Here is a 16,496-nt window from a genome sequence, read left to right as displayed (position 1 = left end):
ACGACGAGGTTTCTCATGCACCACGCCCTCACGCACAGCCATACCAGCTCACGCACCGGCAAAATTACTGTTGCCCTGGCCACTTCGAAAGATCAAATTCGCGCCGCCCAAGCCCTTCGTTATCGCATCTTTGCGGATGAAATGGGCGCCAAACTCAACACCAAAGAGTTCGGGATTGATGAAGATCTGTTCGATGCCTATTGCGACCACTTGATCGCCATGAATGATGAAACCGGTGAAGTTGTGGGCACCTATCGAATCTTGCCGCCACATCAAGCCAAAAAAGTAGGCAGCTACTATTCAGACATCGAATTTGATCTGACTCGTTTACAACACATCCGTCCGCAGCTGGTTGAATTTGGTCGTTCCTGTGTCGATGCTAACTACCGCACGGGCTCTACCATCGCCCGTTTATGGGCAGGCTTGTCGCAATACATGCGGCAAAACAACTATCAATACATGATGGGTTGCGCATCCATCCCGCTTTCAGATGGCGGCCACCGGGCTACGAGCTTATACAACCAACTTAAAGCTGCATCTTACGCCCCGATTGAATGGCGAGTTTTTCCCCGCCATCCATTGCCACTAGCCGGGTTGGCGGGGCAAATCGAAGTCGAAATCCCGCCTTTGATTAAAGGCTATATCAAGGCCGGCGCAATGGTGTGCGGCGAACCTGCGTGGGATCCAGACTTCAACTCAGCAGACTTTTTCATGCTACTGCCAATGAATGCCTTGAATGCACGCCATGTGCGACACTTTAGCCGCTAAACTCTACGGCAATGACACATTCCGCTAAACTGTAAGGCAATTGGTATTAGATTAGAGCAGCAATGAAATATCTTCAGCGTGGCCTGCAGCTGGCCTTACTCCTTGCGAGCGGCCTGTTTCAGGTCACATTTGTTTTGCCACGACTTAGTTATCAGCAACGTGGCACCAAGATTAAACAATGGTCATTGAAGCTGATTGCAGTATTCGATCTGCAATTAGAAATCCACGGCCAAATCGACACCCAGGCCGGCAATCTACTTTATGCGGGCAATCATATTTCCTGGCTTGATATATTTGCACTCAAAAGCCAATTTCACTCAGGTTTTGTCGCTAAATCTGAAATTGCAGGCTGGCCATTAGTTGGCCGACTCTGCCAAGGCGCAGGCACATTCTTTATTAATCGTCAACGTATCAAAGACACCAAACTAGTTAACGAGCAGATTAGTGCAGCAATGCGTGCGGGCGAGTGCATTAGTTTTTTCCCTGAAGGCACTACCAGCAACGGCCGCCAAGTGTTACCGTTCAAAGGCTCGCTGATTCAAGCTGTGATGAATTCTGGAGGCACCATTCAGCCGTTTTACCTGAACTACACACTGAACGGCAAACAAACTGACTTGGCTGCCTACATCGACGATATTAGCTTTGAGCAATCGATGCATACGTTGATGAAACACTCTGGGCTGGTGTTTCATCTCTACTATCTGGCGCCAATCAGCATTACTGGCAAAACTCGCGCCGAGCTCAGCGGCGAATTACAGCATGTGATTGAACAACAGCATCATGCTTTCATGCTTCAATATGCTGATACGCAGCCAAAGCAGCTTGGCTAAAGAGCTCACCAGTTTCTAAGCAAAAGGCCGTTAAAGCGCCCCCCCAGACACAACCACTATCCAAGGCCACATATGCAGGCGTTTTGCGCACACCAAGCGCGGACCAATGCCCAAACAAAACAGGGGCAGCTGCATTGCCTAACTGTTCTCGCACCACAAACCAAGGTTGCAAATTGTGTGGAGCAGAATCCAACTCGCCTTTAAATTTAAAATCGAGTTTGCCATCCGGCTCGCAAAAACGCATGCGAGTAAAACTATTAATGGTAAAACGGAATAAGCCTTCCTCGTCATCATTGATATCAAACCGACGTGGTTTATTGCCATACATTGCGGCAAACCATAGCTTGCGTTCAGCAGAACTATATCGCTCTCGGGCAAAGTTAGCCCAATACCCTGCCTCGGTATCACCCCAAACAGGATTTATTCCGGCATGGCTGAGCATATACCCCTGCCGCTTTAGTAATAGGGGCTGCTGCAATAGCCACTCACACCAACTCTCGCACTCGGGATCACCAAGCATTTCAGCTAAAGTATCCAAGCCTTTAGGCTGCGCGAAACCAAGCCAACACGCCAGCAGATGCAAGTCATGATTGCCAAGCACGAGTTCAACATGGTCACGATGCGTATACGCCCATGCCAACACCTCACGCGAGCCGGGGCCACGGTTGACTAAATCACCCAGGAAAATCAGCCGATCTTCTGCCGGATTAAAGCGCACCAGTACAAGAAGGCGGCTGAACTCTGCAAAACAGCCTTGTACATCACCGATTACATAGGTAGCCATAAAATCCACACAAAGAAAAAGCCGACCTAGAAAGGTCGGCTTTTCATTTTGAAACTACTTATTCAGCAGCTTCAACTTCTTCCGGGCGGTCAACCAGCTCAACATACGCCATAGGCGCGTTGTCGCCAACACGGAAACCACATTTCAGGATACGCAGATAGCCGCCATTACGTGCAGCATAGCGTGGGCCCAGAACGTCGAACAGTTTAACCACGATCTCGCGATCACGAGTGCGGTCAAATGCCAGACGGCGGTTAGCCAATGAAGGTTTTTTACCCAGAGTAATCAGCGGCTCAGCCACGCGACGCAGTTCTTTCGCTTTTGGCAGAGTGGTTTTGATTACTTCGTGCTTCAACAAGGCATTAGCCAAGTTGCGCAACATCGCCAGACGATGGCTCGACGTGCGATTCAGTTTACGATTAGAAAGACGATGACGCATTTGTCAATTCCTTTGCTAGTACCAGCTTAAGGCTTATCTAAGCCAGCTGGTGGCCAGTTTTCAAGGCGCATGCCAAGGCTAAGGCCTTTGGAAGCCAAGACCTCTTTGATCTCGTTCAACGATTTACGACCCAAGTTAGGCGCTTTAAGCAACTCGGTTTCGGTACGTTGAATCAGATCGCCGATGTAATAGATGTTTTCCGCTTTCAAGCAGTTCGCTGAACGTACGGTCAACTCGAGATCATCTACTGGACGCAGCAGAATCGGATCGATGGTGACTTGTGGCTCAACTACTTTCTCTTCTTGCGTGCCTTCCAGATCAGCAAATACGCCGAGCTGGTCGATCAGCATACGCGCAGCCTGACGCACAGCCTCATCCGGCTCGATTACGCCATTGGTTTCAATGTCGATAATCAGACGGTCAAGATCAGTACGCTGTTCAACACGTGCGCTTTCAACTTGATAGCTCACGCGGCGGATAGGGCTGAATGAAGCATCCAGGATGATAGTACCGATAGAACGGCCTTCATCTTTATTCAGACGAGCAGGTGCAGGCTGATAGCCGCGACCTTTCTCGACAGTGATTTCCATGCTCAGCTTGCCACCCGCAGACAGGTGCGCAATGACATGATCAGGGTTAATCACCTCTACATCATGCGGCAACTGAATGTCGGAAGCCTTGACGACACCCTCACCCTCTTTAGTCAGGGTAAGAGTGACAGAATCCCGACCATGCAGCTTCAGCACAACGCCTTTCAGGTTCAACAGGATATCGACTACGTCTTCCTGTACGCCATCCAATGCGGAATATTCGTGAACTACACCGTCAATCTTAACTTCGGTCGGTGCGTAACCGGCCATTGAAGAAAGAAGAATCCGGCGAAGCGCATTACCGAGAGTATGGCCATAACCACGCTCAAACGGCTCCATAACGACCTTAGCGTGAGCTTGAGCCAGAGCCTGCACATCAATAATGCGCGGTTTGAGCAACTCGTTTGCGTTAATTTGCATAAGTCAGTATCCCTTGCCAACTGGTTCAGGTTATTACTTGGAGTAGAATTCAACTACCAGCGATTCATTGATATCGCTAGACAGATCTGAACGCTCTGGCATGTTTTTGAACACGCCTTCCATTTTTTTAGCATCAACCTGTACCCAGCTCGGGAAGCCAATGCCTTCAGCCAAGCTCAACGCTTCCTGAATACGTACTTGCTTCTTAGCTTTTTCACGTACGGCAACAACATCACCCGCTTTCACTTGGAAAGAAGGAATGTTCACAACATTACCGTTAACGGTGATTGACTTGTGGGAAACCAGTTGACGAGATTCGGCGCGAGTAGAGCCGTATCCCATACGATAAACTACGTTGTCCAGACGGCTTTCCAGCAGCTTCAACAGGTTTTCACCAGTTGAACCTTTGCGGCGAGCAGCCTCTTCAAAGTAGCGACGGAACTGACGTTCCAGCACGCCGTAAATGCGACGGATCTTTTGCTTTTCGCGCAGATGTACGCCGTAGTCCGACAGACGCGTATTTTTCTTAGCGCCATGCTGGCCTGGGGCTTGTTCCAGCTTGCACTTGCTGTCGAGCGAACGACGAGCGCTTTTCAAGAACAGATCCGTGCCTTCGCGGCGTGCAAGTTTGCACTTGGGTCCAATATAACGAGCCATTTCTTACTCCGAAATTAGATACGACGCTTTTTCGCAGGACGGCAGCCGTTGTGCGGAACAGGCGTCACATCCGAGATACTGGTAATTTTGAAGCCCAGTGCGTTCAAAGCGCGCACTGATGATTCACGACCAGGGCCCGGACCCTTGATGCGTACTTCGAGGTTTTTAACACCATATTCTTGGGCAACTTTACCAGCAGCTTCTGCAGCAACCTGTGCGGCAAAAGGTGTACTTTTACGAGAGCCCTTAAAACCAGCACCGCCCGAGGTAGCCCAAGATAAAGCATTGCCTTGGCGATCAGTGATGGTAATGATCGTGTTGTTGAAGGAAGCGTGAACGTGCACGATACCTTCAGACACGCTCTTTTTGACTTTCTTACGTACACGAGCTGTGTTTGCTTTAGCCATAATTTATGTCCTTAATTACTTCTTGCCAGCGATGGCTTTACGCGGACCCTTACGAGTGCGCGCGTTAGTTTTAGTACGCTGACCGCGAACCGGCAGGCCTTTGCGATGGCGGAAGCCACGATAGCAACCAAGGTCCATCAGACGCTTGATGCTCATAGTGATTTCACGACGCAGATCACCTTCAACAGTGAATTTGCCTACTTCGTCGCGCAGTTTGTCAAGTTCAGCTTCACTGAGATCTTTAACTTTCTTGCTAGGCTCAATAGCAGTAGCAGCACAAATCGCTTTAGCGCGAGTTTGGCCGATACCGTAGATTGCCTGCAGACCGATCACAGTATGCTGATGATTAGGGATATTAACCCCAGCAATACGGGCCATACTTCTTACCCCAGGTTAAAAAGTCTTGGATTATTGTCTAGGAAATTGGCGAACCAATTAACCTTGACGCTGCTTGTGCCGTGGGTCGGTGCAGATTACGCGCACAATACGATTGCGGCGAATAATCTTGCAGTTACGGCAGATTTTCTTGACCGATGCTTGAACTCTCATGGTCTATCCTTTGGGAACAAAGAAAAATCCCAGTCAACAAAAGCATTGACTGGAATACGATGCGCCTACTGTCCCTGACTGCACCAATTCCAGAGCGCAATCGAATTCCAGTAAAGCCCACGACTATAACACACCGTAGAACTTATGGAAAGACGAACAATAGCCACACGTCAGTTAAGATGCCCAGCATATAGCTGGGCACCCAATTAAAACAGCACAACGTTTAGTTCTTGAAGTTTGCCTTTTTCAGCAAACTCTCATACTGGTGCGACATAATGTATGACTGCATCTGCGCCATAAAGTCCATTGTCACCACCACCAAGATCAGCAGCGAAGTACCACCAAAGTAGAATGGAACATTCCACTTCAAAATCAAAAACTCAGGAATCAAACATACTACAGTGATGTACACGGCACCAATCAGAGTCAATTTCATGATCAGTTTTTCAATGTACTTCGCTGTGTGATCACCTGGGCGATAACCAGGAATCATGGCACCACTTTTCTTCAGGTTTTCTGCCGTTTCACGTGGGTTAAACACCAGCGCAGTGTAGAAAAAGCAGAAGAAAATAATCGCAGCAGCATAGAGCAGTACATACAGCGGCTGACCAGGATGCAACTTATCACCGATCGACTTCAGCCAATAGAAATGTTCGCTATTACCAGTCCAAGACAAAACAGTGGCTGGGAATAGAATAATTGATGACGCAAAAATGGGTGGAATTACGCCAGCCATGTTGAGCTTCAACGGCAGATGCGAGCTCTGCGCTTGCATCAGGCGATTACCAACTTGGCGTTTGGCATATTGCACTGGCACTTTGCGTTGGCCACGCTCAACAAATACCACCGCCGCAGTAAGGAGCACCACACCAACAAAAAGGAATAACACCAACAAGATAGGCAGGGAACCTTGGCTAGTCAGCTCAAGTGTTTTCCCAATTGCACCAGGCACACCAGCGGCAATACCTGCACAAATAATGATCGAAATACCATTCCCAAGGCCACGCTCAGTGATTTGCTCACCCAGCCACATCAGGAACATCGTGCCAGTTACCAAGCTAACCATGGTCACAGCAACAAAAAGCCATTGATCCAGCACCACTAAATTAGGCTGGCGATACAGCATCATCGCAATACCGAAACTCTGAGCGCTCGCCAAGAGAACGGTAAAGTAGCGGGTGTACTGAGTAATCTTGCGACGACCAGCCTCACCCTCTTTCTTCAACTGCTTCAAGTTAGGCAGAACTTCACCCGCCAGCTGAATGATAATCGAGGCCGAAATATACGGCATGATACCAATCGCAAACACGGTGAAGCGTGACAAAGCACCACCAGAGAACATATTGAACATATTCAACAGGCCAGTCTGTGAAGACTGGAACAAGTTAGCTAGTTCAACAGGATTGATCCCAGGTACCGGGATATGAGCACCGATGCGATATACAATCAGTGCACCAACTACAAACCAGATTCTCTTTTTGAGATCAGCAAATTTACTTGCTGATCCAGCAATAGCGGGATTTGCCACGTTCTGCCTAAACCTTTAAAAATTACTCTGCTACAGAACCACCAGCAGCTTCGATCGCAGCTTTGGCGCCTTTAGTCGCAGCAACACCTTTCAGCGTTACAGCGCGGCTAATTTCACCAGAGAGGATCACTTTGCAGCTGATTGCGTGCTGAGAAATCAGACCAGCTTGAACCAGGCTCAGCATATCGATCTCATTGATCGGCAGAGCTTGCAGTTCAGCCAGAGTAACTTCAGCATTTTTGCCTTGAGCCAGTGATTTAAAGCCGCGTTTTGGCAGACGACGCTGCAGAGGCATTTGACCGCCTTCAAAACCCACTTTATGGAAACCACCAGAACGAGACTTCTGACCTTTGTGACCACGACCTGCAGTCTTACCCAAGCCAGAGCCAATACCACGACCAACGCGTTTTGGAGCGTGTTTAGCGCCAACGCCTGGGTTCAGGTTATTGAGTTCCATGATTAACCCTCCACCTTCAGCAGATAGCTGATCTTATTGATCATGCCGCGGTTTTCAGGCGTATCAACAACTACAGACGAGCTGTTAGTTTTACGCAAGCCCAGACCACGCGCACACGCTTTATGTGACTCCAGACGGCCAATCAGGCTTTTAACCAGAGTTACTTTAACAGTTTTCACGTCGCTCATTGTGCACCCCCGAGAATTTCTTCTACGGATTTACCACGCTTAGCAGCGATCTCAGCTGGCGTATGCAGCTTAGACAAACCATCCAGAGTCGCACGAACGATATTGTATGGGTTGGTCGAGCCGTGGCATTTAGCAGTAATGTTATGAATACCCATTACTTCAAATACAGCACGCATAGGACCACCAGCAATAATACCGGTACCTTCTGGGGCTGGCTGCAAGAATACAGTAGTCGCACCGTGTTTACCGAACACTGTGTGCTGCACTGTACCATTGCGCAGATTTACTTTGATCATTTTGCGACGGGCTTCTTCCATCGCTTTTTGTACGGCTACCGGCACTTCTTTTGACTTGCCTTTACCCATACCAACGCCACCATCGCCGTCACCGACTACAGTCAACGCTGCAAAACCAAGAATACGACCGCCTTTAACGACTTTGGTAACGCGATTTACGCTTACCATCTTCTCACGAAGGCCGTCCTGACGATCTTCAATTTCGTTCTTAGCCATATTTAAACTCCAAACTCAATTAGAAGACGAGGCCAGCTTCACGAGCCGCATCAGCCAGTGCTTTTACACGGCCGTGGTATTTGAAACCTGAGCGATCGAAAGCTACGTTTTGCACGCCAGCAGCTTTTGCTTTTTCAGCGATCAGCTTGCCAACTGCAACCGCACTTGCAACGTTGCCGCCATTCTTCACTTCACCACGCACTGCAGCCTCAACGGTGCTAGCTGATGCCAATACTTGGCTACCAGTTGCATCGAAGATTTGTGCATAGATATGGCTATTCGTGCGATGAACAGACAAACGTGCAACTTTAAGCTCCGCAATTTTGGCACGGGTTTTACGTGCGCGACGGAGTCTGCTTTGATTCTTATCCATGATTCAGCCTCGATTACTTCTTCTTGGTTTCTTTAATCACCACAACTTCGTCCGAGTAACGAACACCCTTGCCTTTGTAAGGCTCTGGCGAACGATAAGCGCGGATTTCAGCAGCGACTTGACCGAGAAGTTGTTTATCGGCACCCTTCAGAATGATTTCAGTCTGAGAAGGGGTTTCACATTTGATGCCAGCTGGCATTGGATGCGCAACAGGGTGAGAGAAACCCAATGACAGGTTCAGTACATCACCTTGTGCTTGCGCACGATAACCAACACCAACCAACGTCAGTTTGCGCTCAAAGCCTTTGTTAACACCATTTACCATGTTGTTAACCAGTGCGCGCAATGTGCCTGACATTGAACGGGCAAATTTGCTATTGCCATTAGCAGCAAATGTCACGTTACCGTCTTTAACTTCGACAGCAACATCAGCCACCACCGGTTGAGCCAAAGTACCTTGCGGGCCTTTAACTACGATTTGACCAGCGTCGACTTTAACTTCAACGCCGGCCGGAATTGCTACTGGATTCTTAGCTACGCGAGACATTGTGACACCTCATCAAGCAACGATGCACAGCAACTCGCCGCCAATACCATTGGCACGTGCTTTGCGGTCGGTCATCACACCCTTGGAAGTAGACAAGATTGCCACACCAAGACCATTCATTACGCTAGGAATATCGCCGCTACCACGGTAGTCGCGCAGACCAGGCTTAGACACACGGTCAAGACGCTCAATAACTGGGCGACCTGCGTAGTATTTCAGCTCAATAGTCAGTACCGGCTTAACGTCACCAGTAACAACGAAAGATTCAACATAACCTTCTTCGTGGAGTACTTTAGCGATAGCCACTTTCAGTTTTGAAGAAGGCATTACCACCGAAGCTTTTTCTGCACGCTGAGCGTTACGGATACGAGTCAGCATATCGGCGATAGGATCATGCATTGCCATGTTTTAGTTCTCCTATTACCAGCTAGCTTTAACAAGACCTGGAATCTCGCCTTTGAAAGCAAGATCACGCAGTTTGCTACGACCCAGACCGAACTTACGGAATACACCGCGGGCACGGCCAGTCAATTGACAACGATTACGCAGACGAACTGGCGAAGAATTCCGTGGCAGTTGCTGCAATTTCAGGCGGGCTTGGAATTGCTCTTCCTCACTCACCTTGCTGTCGTTAATAATTGCCAGAAGCTTTTCACGCTTGGCTGCGAATTTAGCAACCGCAGCTTCACGCTTGGCTTCACGATTAATCAGTGCAAGTTTAGCCATGATCGCCTCAATTCTTGAACGGGAACTTGAAGGCAGCGAGCAGAGCGCGCGCTTCTTCGTCAGTTTTAGCCGTAGTAGTAATGGTGATATTCATACCGCGCAGAGCATCGATCTTGTCGTATTCGATCTCTGGGAAAATGATCTGCTCTTTCACACCCATGTTGAAATTGCCACGACCATCAAATGATTTGCCACCAACACCACGGAAGTCACGTACACGTGGCAGAGCCACAGTAACCAGACGATCCAAGAACTCGTACATACGCTCACGACGCAGAGTTACTTTACAACCTACTGGATAGCCATCACGAATTTTGAAGCCAGCAATTGATTTTTTAGCTTTAGTCACTACAGCCTTTTGGCCGGTGATTTTTTGCATATCGCCAACTGCGAATTCCATTACTTTCTTATCAGCAACTGCCTCGCCTACACCCATGTTTACGGTGATCTTTTCGATACGAGGAACTTCCATCACTGACTTGTAACCGAATTGCTTAATCAATTCAGGAACAATTTTGCTTTCGTAGATTTCTTGAAAACGTGCCATTGCCATCCCCTTACGCGCCAACTACTTCGCCGCTAGACTTGAACACGCGCACTTTCTTGCCGTCTTCAATCTTGAAGCCAACGCGATCTGCTTTGCCAGTTTTAGCATTGAAAATAGCTACATTAGATACGTGAACTGGCATAGTCAGCTCAACGATACCACCCTGAACACCGCGCATTGGGTTTGGCTTTTGGTGCTTCTTAACTACGTTAACACCCTCTACCACAACACGATCAGAAGCAGGCAGAGCACGGACAACAACACCACGCTTACCTTTATCTTTACCGGTCAGAACAACGACTTCGTCGCCTTTACGAATCTTATTCATTACCCTACTCCTTACAGCACTTCTGGAGCCAGGGAAACAATCTTCATAAAGCGCTCGCTACGCAATTCGCGTGTCACTGGCCCGAAGATACGTGTGCCGATTGGCTCGAGTTTGTTGTTCAACAATACAGCTGCATTGCCATCAAATTTGATGAGTGCGCCATCTGCACGGCGAACGCCTTTAGCAGTGCGAACAACAACGGCGTTGTAAACATCGCCCTTTTTCACACGACCACGTGGAGCCGCATCCTTGATGCTCACCTTGATGATGTCACCGATAGATGCGTAACGACGCTTTGAGCCGCCCAATACTTTGATACACATCACTGTGCGTGCACCAGTATTGTCAGCAACCTCAAGCTTGGATTGCATTTGAATCATTTAAAAGCCTCCAACTTAATCCGCCTAATCGCCCGAATAACCAGGTGCCCGGTCGAGCCGAGCCAATAGCGGCCAGTTTTGGATCCCGAAGGGAAAACACGAGTCAAATTTCTGACTCGCAAGGAAAACGGGCATTCTACACAAGTTAGAATGCCCGCACAAGCACTAAGCGTTATTTTTCAATAAATTAAATAACGCGTGCTTTTTCGACCAGAGCCGTAACCACCCAAGACTTAGTCTTAGACAGAGGACGACCCTCTTCGATTGTTACCACATCACCTTCGCCGTATTGGTTTAGCTCATCGTGAGCGTGGTATTTTTTAGATTGACGAACCATTTTGCCGTACAGCGGGTGACGCACCAGGCGCTCTACCAATACGGTTACTGTTTTGTCCATCTTATTGCTAACAACACGACCGGTCAGCGTACGTTTGAGTTTAGTTTCGCTCATGCTTATGCCGCCTTCTGTGACAGAACAGTCAATACACGCGCAATATCTTTACGCACGCGTTTCAGTTCACTGGTTTTTGCCAATTGGCCAGTCGCATGCTGCATGCGCAGACTAAACTTAGCCTTCAGCAGTGACGTCAATTCAGCTTTCAGCTCTTCGACAGTCTTCTGTTGCAGTTCACTAGCTTTCATTTATTGCCCCACTTGGCGAGAAACGAATGTAACTGCAAATGGCAACTTGGCAGAAGCCAAGCGGAACGCTTCACGAGCCACTTCTTCAGATACACCGTTCAATTCGTACAGTACTTTACCTGGCTGAATCTCAGCTACGTAATAGTCAGGAGAACCTTTCCCCCCACCCATACGCACTTCGGCAGGCTTAGTTGAAATCGGCTTGTCAGGGAATACACGAATCCAAACGCGACCACCACGCTTGATATAACGGGTGATTGCACGACGAGCAGATTCAATCTGACGCGCAGTCAAACGACCACGGCTAGTTGCCTTCAGACCAAACTCACCGAAAGCTACTGTGTTACCACGAGTCGCGATACCAGTGTTACGGCCTTTCTGGACCTTACGGAATTTAAGTCTAGTTGGCTGCAGCATTTCGTGGCCCCTTACGTGGTTTCTTTTGGGTTTCTACAGGTTCAGCCGCGAATTTTTCGCCTGGCTTAACTTCACCCTTGTAAACCCAAACTTTCACACCGATGATACCGTAGGTCGTTTTTGCTTCAGAAGTTGCGTAGTCGATATCGGCACGCAGAGTATGCAAAGGCACGCGACCTTCACGATACCACTCAGTACGAGCGATCTCGATACCATTCAGACGACCTGAAGACATGATCTTGATACCTTGCGCACCCAAACGCATTGCATTCTGCATCGCACGTTTCATCGCACGGCGGAACATCACACGTTTTTCGAGCTGAGAAGTGATGCTGTCAGCAATGATTTGCGCATCAATCTCTGGCTTGCGAACTTCTTCAATGTTCACATGCACTGGCACGTTCAAGATCTTTTGCAGCTGAGCTTTCAGCTGCTCGATATCTTCACCTTTTTTACCAATCACTACGCCCGGACGAGCTGAGTAGATGGTCACTTTCGCGTTCTTAGCTGGGCGCTCAATCACTACACGGCTAACAGCAGCACCGGCCAATTTCTTTTTCAAGAAATCGCGCACCTCGATGTCTTCATTCAACATCTTGGCAAAACTGCTGCTGTTGGCGTACCAACGAGAAGACCAGTTTTTAGTAACAGGCAGACGGAAGCCTGTTGGATGAATTTTCTGACCCATCAGTAGCTCCTTAATCGCCAACAGTGAGTGTAATGTGACAAGTTTGCTTCTCGATACGATTGCCGCGGCCTTTAGCACGAGCAGCAAAACGTTTCAGCGAAGGACCTTTGTCTACATAGATTGTTTTCACTTTGAGGGTGTCGATATCCGCACCTTCATTGTGCTCAGCATTGGCAATTGCCGATTCAAGCACTTTCTTGATAAGAACAGCGCCTTTTTTCGGGCAGAAAGTCAGAATATTCAGCGCCTGCTCTACGGGCTTGCCACGAACCAAGTCTGCGACAAGACGTGCTTTCTGAGCCGAGAGGCGAGTGTTGCTTAGTACAGCAGATACTTGCATGTCTTCACCTTATCGCTTAGATTTTTTGTCCGCGGCATGGCCTTTGAAAGTACGGGTCAGCGCGAACTCACCCAACTTATGGCCTACCATGTTTTCATTCACATAGACTGGAACGTGCTGTTTACCGTTGTGCACAGCGATGGTCAAACCAACGAAGTCTGGCAGGATGGTAGAACGACGAGACCAAGTTTTCACTGGACGTTTGTCGTTATTGGCACGGACTGCTTCTACTTTTTTCAGCAGATGCAGATCAACGAATGGACCTTTTTTAACGGAACGAGCCATTATTCATTACCCCTTGTTCGCGAAACGACGACGAACAATCATGTTGTCCGTACGCTTGTTACGACGAGTACGATAGCCTTTAGTAGGTTGACCCCATGGGCTAACTGGCACACGACCTTCACCAGTACGACCCTCACCACCACCGTGCGGGTGATCAACCGGGTTCATCGCAGTACCACGAACAGTTGGACGAATACCCAACCAGCGCTTAGCACCAGCCTTACCGTATGAACGCAAAGAATGCTCTGCATTACCCACTTCACCGATCGTTGCGCGGCAATCAACGTGCACCTTACGGATCTCACCTGAGCGCAGACGCAATTGCGCGTAAGCACCTTCACGAGCCAGCAACTGTACAGCAGCGCCAGCTGAGCGAGCCAATTGCGCGCCTTTACCAGGTTGCAATTCGATGCAATGGATAGTTGAACCCACTGGAATATTGCGGATAGGCAGAGTGTTACCTGATTTGATCGGTGCTTCTGAACCCGATACTACAGTAGCACCAACCACCAAGCCTTTAGGGGCAATGATGTAGCGGCGTTCGCCATCTGCATAGCACAGCAATGCAATATGCGCAGTGCGGTTTGGATCGTATTCAATACGTTCAACTTTCGCTACGATGCCATCTTTATTGCGACGGAAGTCGATCAAGCGGTAGTGCTGCTTGTGACCACCACCGATATGGCGTGTAGTGATATGACCGTTATTGTTACGACCACCAGTTTTTGATTTTTTCACCAGCAAAGGTGCGTAAGGCGCGCCTTTGTGCAGATCTTCGTTAACAACCTTAACTACTGCGCGGCGACCTGGAGAGGTAGGTTTTACTTTAACCAAAGCCATTATTCAGACTCCTTATTGCGCAGCAGCCAGATCAATTTCTTGACCCGCCACAAGGCTAACATACGCTTTTTTCCAGTCTTTACGACGACCAGCTGTGCGGCCAAAGCGTTTGGTTTTACCCTTCACATTAACAGTTGTAACTGCGTCCACTTTTACTTTGAACAGCAATTCAACTGCAGCTTTAATTTCAGCCTTAGTTGCATCAGTTGCAACACGGAAAACAACTTGCTCAGCTTTTTCAGCCAGCATAGTGCTTTTTTCCGATACAACTGGAGCAAGAATTACTTGCAACAGGCGATTTTCGGCGATTTTGATCATGCAAACATCTCCTCAAGAGCCTGCAGCGCATCACGAGTCAGCACTACTTTTTTAAAGCGAACCAGGCTAACTGGATCAGCTTGCGATGGCTCAAGTACCAAAACATGCGGCAGATTGCGCGAAGCAAGGTACAGATTTTCACTCAGTTCTTTGGTGATAATCAGCACGTTATCCAGCTGCAGATCAGCTAGCTTCTGAGCAAAAGCCTTAGTTTTTGGAGTTTCAACATCAAAAGAATCAACCACCAGCAGACGCTCTTCGCGCACCAATTGCGAGAAAATCGTCGCAATACCGGCACGGTACATCTTGCGGTTTACTTTTTGAGAGAAATTCTCATCAGGGCTATTTGGGAACGCACGACCACCACCACGCCACAGCGGAGAAGACGACATACCAGCACGAGCACGGCCCGTACCTTTTTGACGCCAAGGCTTTTTGGTTGAGTGTTTTACATCAGTGCGATCTTTCTGCGCACGATTGCCACTGCGTGCATTTGCGAAATACGCAGTTACAACCTGGTGCACCAGAGCTTCGCTAAACTCGCGACCGAACAGTGCATCCGAACCTGCAACTGCTGCCTGAGCTTCACCTTTCAGATTTACAGATTTCAGTTCCATTACGCACCCACCTTCACGCCTGGACGGACAATGACTTGATTGCCTTTAGAACCTGGCACACCGCCCTTAACCAACAGCAGTTGACGCTCTACATCAACACGTACAACTTCCAGATTTTGCACGGTACGCTTCACATTACCCAACTGACCGGCCATACGCTTACCTGGGAATACACGACCAGGATCCTGCGCCATACCAATCGAACCAGGCGAACGGTGCGAAACCGAGTTACCGTGTGATTCACGATTAGAGCTAAAGTGGTGACGTTTGATTGGACCAGCAAAACCCTTGCCTTGGGTGGTGCCAGTTACATCAACAATCTGACCTACACTAAACAACTCAACTGACAGAGTATCGCCGGCTTTCAGATCCGCGATTTTGTCAGCCGCCAGACGAAACTCAACCAGAGCTTCACCAGCTTCTACACCAGCTTTAGCAAAATGACCTGCTTCAGCTTTATTTACACGACCAGCTTTCTTAGCGCCGAAAGTAACTTGAACAGCTGAATAGCCATCCACTTCTTCGGTTTTAATTTGCGTGACGCGGTTTGCAGCCATTTCCAGCACAGTCACTGGAACAGACACGCCGTCCTCAGCAAAAATGCGGGTCATGCCGACTTTGCGACCTACAAGACCTAAGCTCATAGTTATTCCCTTTATCAAGGGCCAGTTACGATTGACTGGCTATGACCATTAAAAAATAAACGGACTTGCCACCACCTGATGGCAAGTCCGCGATACTACCACACTAAATCCTTATACGGCAAGCACTTATATGCCCGCCAATAAGGATTAGTTCAGTTTGATTTCTACATCTACACCAGCTGGCAAGTCCAGCTTCATCAACGCATCAACAGTTTTATCTGTTGGGTCAACGATATCCATCATGCGCAGGTGAGTGCGAATTTCGAACTGGTCACGAGAAGTTTTGTAAACGTGCGGCGAACGCAGCACATCAAAACGCTCGATTTTAGTTGGCAAAGGAACCGGACCTTTCACCACAGCGCCAGTGCGTTTTGCAGTCTCAACGATCTCTTGCGCAGAGCGGTCGATCAGAGAGTAGTCAAACGCTTTCAGGCGGATACGGATTTTTTGGTTTTGCATATCCAAATCCTTATTCGATGATCTTAGCTACAACGCCGGCACCAACGGTACGGCCACCTTCACGAATCGCAAAGCGCAGACCTTGCTCCATCGCGATCGGGGCGATCAGCGTCACAGTGATCGATACGTTGTCACCTGGCATAACCATTTCAGTGCCTTCTGGCAGAGAAATCGCGCCAGTTACGTCCGTAGTACGGAAGTAGAACTGAGGACGGT

At 48.7% G+C, this 16,496-nt stretch carries 31 protein-coding genes and 1 pseudogene; 2 read left to right on the top strand and 30 right to left on the bottom strand.

Going from position 1 to position 16,496, the window contains the following annotated elements; genetic code table 11:
* Window positions 1-15: 15 nt before the first annotated feature.
* On the top strand, window positions 16-768 hold the full coding sequence (locus tag L991_RS10850; protein ID WP_028448419.1) for a GNAT family N-acetyltransferase: 753 nt from the start codon (window positions 16-18) through the stop codon (window positions 766-768).
* A 62-nt stretch (window positions 769-830) separates the two neighbouring features.
* The gene (locus L991_RS10845; protein WP_047395234.1) at window positions 831-1,598 is read left to right on the top strand and encodes a 1-acyl-sn-glycerol-3-phosphate acyltransferase; all 768 of its coding nucleotides are present in this window, start codon (window positions 831-833) and stop codon (window positions 1,596-1,598) included.
* Here L991_RS10845 and L991_RS10840 read toward each other — a convergent pair.
* The 30 genes and pseudogenes from L991_RS10840 to tuf all read right to left on the bottom strand — a co-directional run.
* Window positions 1,555-2,382, bottom strand: a complete 828-nt coding sequence (locus L991_RS10840) for a symmetrical bis(5'-nucleosyl)-tetraphosphatase (RefSeq protein WP_047395230.1) — start codon at window positions 2,380-2,382, stop codon at window positions 1,555-1,557. The two genes, L991_RS10845 and L991_RS10840, sit on opposite strands and share 44 nt — an antisense overlap.
* Before the next feature lie 58 nt (window positions 2,383-2,440).
* On the bottom strand, window positions 2,441-2,821 hold the full coding sequence (gene rplQ, locus L991_RS10835; RefSeq protein WP_028448416.1) for a 50S ribosomal protein L17: 381 nt from the start codon (window positions 2,819-2,821) through the stop codon (window positions 2,441-2,443).
* Window positions 2,822-2,847: 26 nt separating this feature from the next.
* Window positions 2,848-3,831, bottom strand: coding sequence for a DNA-directed RNA polymerase subunit alpha (locus L991_RS10830; protein ID WP_034618537.1), 984 nt, complete (start codon window positions 3,829-3,831; stop codon window positions 2,848-2,850).
* Window positions 3,832-3,864: 33 nt separating this feature from the next.
* Entirely contained in the window at window positions 3,865-4,488 is a 624-nt protein-coding gene (gene rpsD, locus L991_RS10825; RefSeq protein WP_028448414.1) for a 30S ribosomal protein S4, read from the bottom strand.
* Window positions 4,489-4,502: 14 nt separating this feature from the next.
* A complete protein-coding gene (gene rpsK / locus L991_RS10820; protein WP_028448413.1) occupies window positions 4,503-4,895 on the bottom strand; it encodes a 30S ribosomal protein S11 in 393 nt (130 codons plus the stop codon).
* A gap of 15 nt (window positions 4,896-4,910) precedes the next feature.
* Window positions 4,911-5,273 (bottom strand): 30S ribosomal protein S13, encoded by a 363-nt coding sequence (rpsM, locus tag L991_RS10815; protein ID WP_028448412.1) that lies wholly within the window; start codon window positions 5,271-5,273, stop codon window positions 4,911-4,913.
* Between the two features lie 57 nt (window positions 5,274-5,330).
* Complete coding sequence (gene rpmJ, locus L991_RS16980) at window positions 5,331-5,444, bottom strand: 50S ribosomal protein L36 (protein WP_081986638.1); 114 nt, start codon at window positions 5,442-5,444, stop codon at window positions 5,331-5,333.
* A 223-nt stretch (window positions 5,445-5,667) separates the two neighbouring features.
* Window positions 5,668-6,972: a preprotein translocase subunit SecY gene (gene secY, locus L991_RS10810; RefSeq protein ID WP_028448411.1), complete on the bottom strand. Its 1,305-nt coding sequence runs from the start codon at window positions 6,970-6,972 to the stop codon at window positions 5,668-5,670.
* 22 nt (window positions 6,973-6,994) lie between these two features.
* Window positions 6,995-7,429, bottom strand: coding sequence for a 50S ribosomal protein L15 (rplO, locus tag L991_RS10805; RefSeq protein ID WP_047395227.1), 435 nt, complete (start codon window positions 7,427-7,429; stop codon window positions 6,995-6,997).
* A 2-nt stretch (window positions 7,430-7,431) separates the two neighbouring features.
* Window positions 7,432-7,617 (bottom strand): 50S ribosomal protein L30, encoded by a 186-nt coding sequence (gene rpmD / locus L991_RS10800; protein ID WP_047395225.1) that lies wholly within the window; start codon window positions 7,615-7,617, stop codon window positions 7,432-7,434.
* Window positions 7,614-8,129: a 30S ribosomal protein S5 gene (gene rpsE, locus L991_RS10795; RefSeq protein WP_028448408.1), complete on the bottom strand. Its 516-nt coding sequence runs from the start codon at window positions 8,127-8,129 to the stop codon at window positions 7,614-7,616. The genes rpmD and rpsE overlap by 4 nt, the downstream gene beginning before the upstream one ends.
* 19 nt (window positions 8,130-8,148) lie before the next feature.
* Window positions 8,149-8,502, bottom strand: coding sequence for a 50S ribosomal protein L18 (rplR, locus tag L991_RS10790; protein WP_028448407.1), 354 nt, complete (start codon window positions 8,500-8,502; stop codon window positions 8,149-8,151).
* 13 nt (window positions 8,503-8,515) lie between these two features.
* Window positions 8,516-9,049, bottom strand: a complete 534-nt coding sequence (gene rplF, locus L991_RS10785; protein WP_028448406.1) for a 50S ribosomal protein L6 — start codon at window positions 9,047-9,049, stop codon at window positions 8,516-8,518.
* 12 nt (window positions 9,050-9,061) lie between these two features.
* Window positions 9,062-9,454 (bottom strand): 30S ribosomal protein S8, encoded by a 393-nt coding sequence (gene rpsH, locus L991_RS10780; protein WP_047395222.1) that lies wholly within the window; start codon window positions 9,452-9,454, stop codon window positions 9,062-9,064.
* Window positions 9,455-9,469: 15 nt separating this feature from the next.
* Entirely contained in the window at window positions 9,470-9,775 is a 306-nt protein-coding gene (gene rpsN / locus L991_RS10775; RefSeq protein WP_028448404.1) for a 30S ribosomal protein S14, read from the bottom strand.
* 7 nt (window positions 9,776-9,782) lie between these two features.
* Window positions 9,783-10,322, bottom strand: a complete 540-nt coding sequence (gene rplE, locus L991_RS10770; protein ID WP_028448403.1) for a 50S ribosomal protein L5 — start codon at window positions 10,320-10,322, stop codon at window positions 9,783-9,785.
* A gap of 10 nt (window positions 10,323-10,332) precedes the next feature.
* Window positions 10,333-10,650 carry a 50S ribosomal protein L24 gene (gene rplX / locus L991_RS10765; protein ID WP_028448402.1) on the bottom strand — a complete coding sequence of 106 codons (318 nt, stop codon included), beginning with the start codon at window positions 10,648-10,650 and terminating at the stop codon, window positions 10,333-10,335.
* A gap of 11 nt (window positions 10,651-10,661) precedes the next feature.
* The gene (rplN, locus tag L991_RS10760) at window positions 10,662-11,030 is read right to left on the bottom strand and encodes a 50S ribosomal protein L14 (RefSeq protein WP_028448401.1); all 369 of its coding nucleotides are present in this window, start codon (window positions 11,028-11,030) and stop codon (window positions 10,662-10,664) included.
* A gap of 187 nt (window positions 11,031-11,217) precedes the next feature.
* On the bottom strand, window positions 11,218-11,481 hold the full coding sequence (gene rpsQ, locus L991_RS10755) for a 30S ribosomal protein S17 (RefSeq protein WP_028448400.1): 264 nt from the start codon (window positions 11,479-11,481) through the stop codon (window positions 11,218-11,220).
* 2 nt (window positions 11,482-11,483) lie between these two features.
* The gene (gene rpmC / locus L991_RS10750) at window positions 11,484-11,672 is read right to left on the bottom strand and encodes a 50S ribosomal protein L29 (RefSeq protein WP_028448399.1); all 189 of its coding nucleotides are present in this window, start codon (window positions 11,670-11,672) and stop codon (window positions 11,484-11,486) included.
* A complete protein-coding gene (gene rplP, locus L991_RS10745; protein WP_028448398.1) occupies window positions 11,673-12,089 on the bottom strand; it encodes a 50S ribosomal protein L16 in 417 nt (138 codons plus the stop codon).
* Window positions 12,073-12,777 (bottom strand): 30S ribosomal protein S3, encoded by a 705-nt coding sequence (gene rpsC, locus L991_RS10740; RefSeq protein ID WP_028448397.1) that lies wholly within the window; start codon window positions 12,775-12,777, stop codon window positions 12,073-12,075. The genes rplP and rpsC overlap by 17 nt, the downstream gene beginning before the upstream one ends.
* 10 nt (window positions 12,778-12,787) lie before the next feature.
* Window positions 12,788-13,117, bottom strand: a complete 330-nt coding sequence (gene rplV, locus L991_RS10735; RefSeq protein ID WP_028448396.1) for a 50S ribosomal protein L22 — start codon at window positions 13,115-13,117, stop codon at window positions 12,788-12,790.
* A gap of 9 nt (window positions 13,118-13,126) precedes the next feature.
* Window positions 13,127-13,402, bottom strand: coding sequence for a 30S ribosomal protein S19 (rpsS, locus tag L991_RS10730; RefSeq protein ID WP_047395218.1), 276 nt, complete (start codon window positions 13,400-13,402; stop codon window positions 13,127-13,129).
* 6 nt (window positions 13,403-13,408) lie between these two features.
* Complete coding sequence (gene rplB, locus L991_RS10725; RefSeq protein ID WP_047395215.1) at window positions 13,409-14,242, bottom strand: 50S ribosomal protein L2; 834 nt, start codon at window positions 14,240-14,242, stop codon at window positions 13,409-13,411.
* A gap of 12 nt (window positions 14,243-14,254) precedes the next feature.
* Window positions 14,255-14,560, bottom strand: coding sequence for a 50S ribosomal protein L23 (rplW, locus tag L991_RS10720; protein ID WP_028448395.1), 306 nt, complete (start codon window positions 14,558-14,560; stop codon window positions 14,255-14,257).
* Window positions 14,557-15,177 (bottom strand): 50S ribosomal protein L4, encoded by a 621-nt coding sequence (rplD, locus tag L991_RS10715; protein WP_028448394.1) that lies wholly within the window; start codon window positions 15,175-15,177, stop codon window positions 14,557-14,559. Before rplD ends, rplW begins: the two co-directional genes overlap by 4 nt.
* Window positions 15,177-15,821: a 50S ribosomal protein L3 gene (rplC, locus tag L991_RS10710; protein WP_028448393.1), complete on the bottom strand. Its 645-nt coding sequence runs from the start codon at window positions 15,819-15,821 to the stop codon at window positions 15,177-15,179. The genes rplD and rplC overlap by 1 nt, the downstream gene beginning before the upstream one ends.
* 147 nt (window positions 15,822-15,968) lie before the next feature.
* Window positions 15,969-16,280 carry a 30S ribosomal protein S10 gene (gene rpsJ, locus L991_RS10705; protein ID WP_028448392.1) on the bottom strand — a complete coding sequence of 104 codons (312 nt, stop codon included), beginning with the start codon at window positions 16,278-16,280 and terminating at the stop codon, window positions 15,969-15,971.
* 10 nt (window positions 16,281-16,290) lie between these two features.
* Window positions 16,291-16,496, bottom strand: a pseudogene (gene tuf / locus L991_RS10700) (elongation factor Tu); the annotation flags it as partial.

This window comes from Chitinibacter sp. ZOR0017, assembly GCF_000799095.1.
Taxonomy (GTDB): Bacteria; Pseudomonadota; Gammaproteobacteria; order Burkholderiales; family Chitinibacteraceae; genus Chitinibacter; species Chitinibacter tainanensis.
This window is presented reverse-complemented; position numbering and strand designations above follow the sequence as displayed.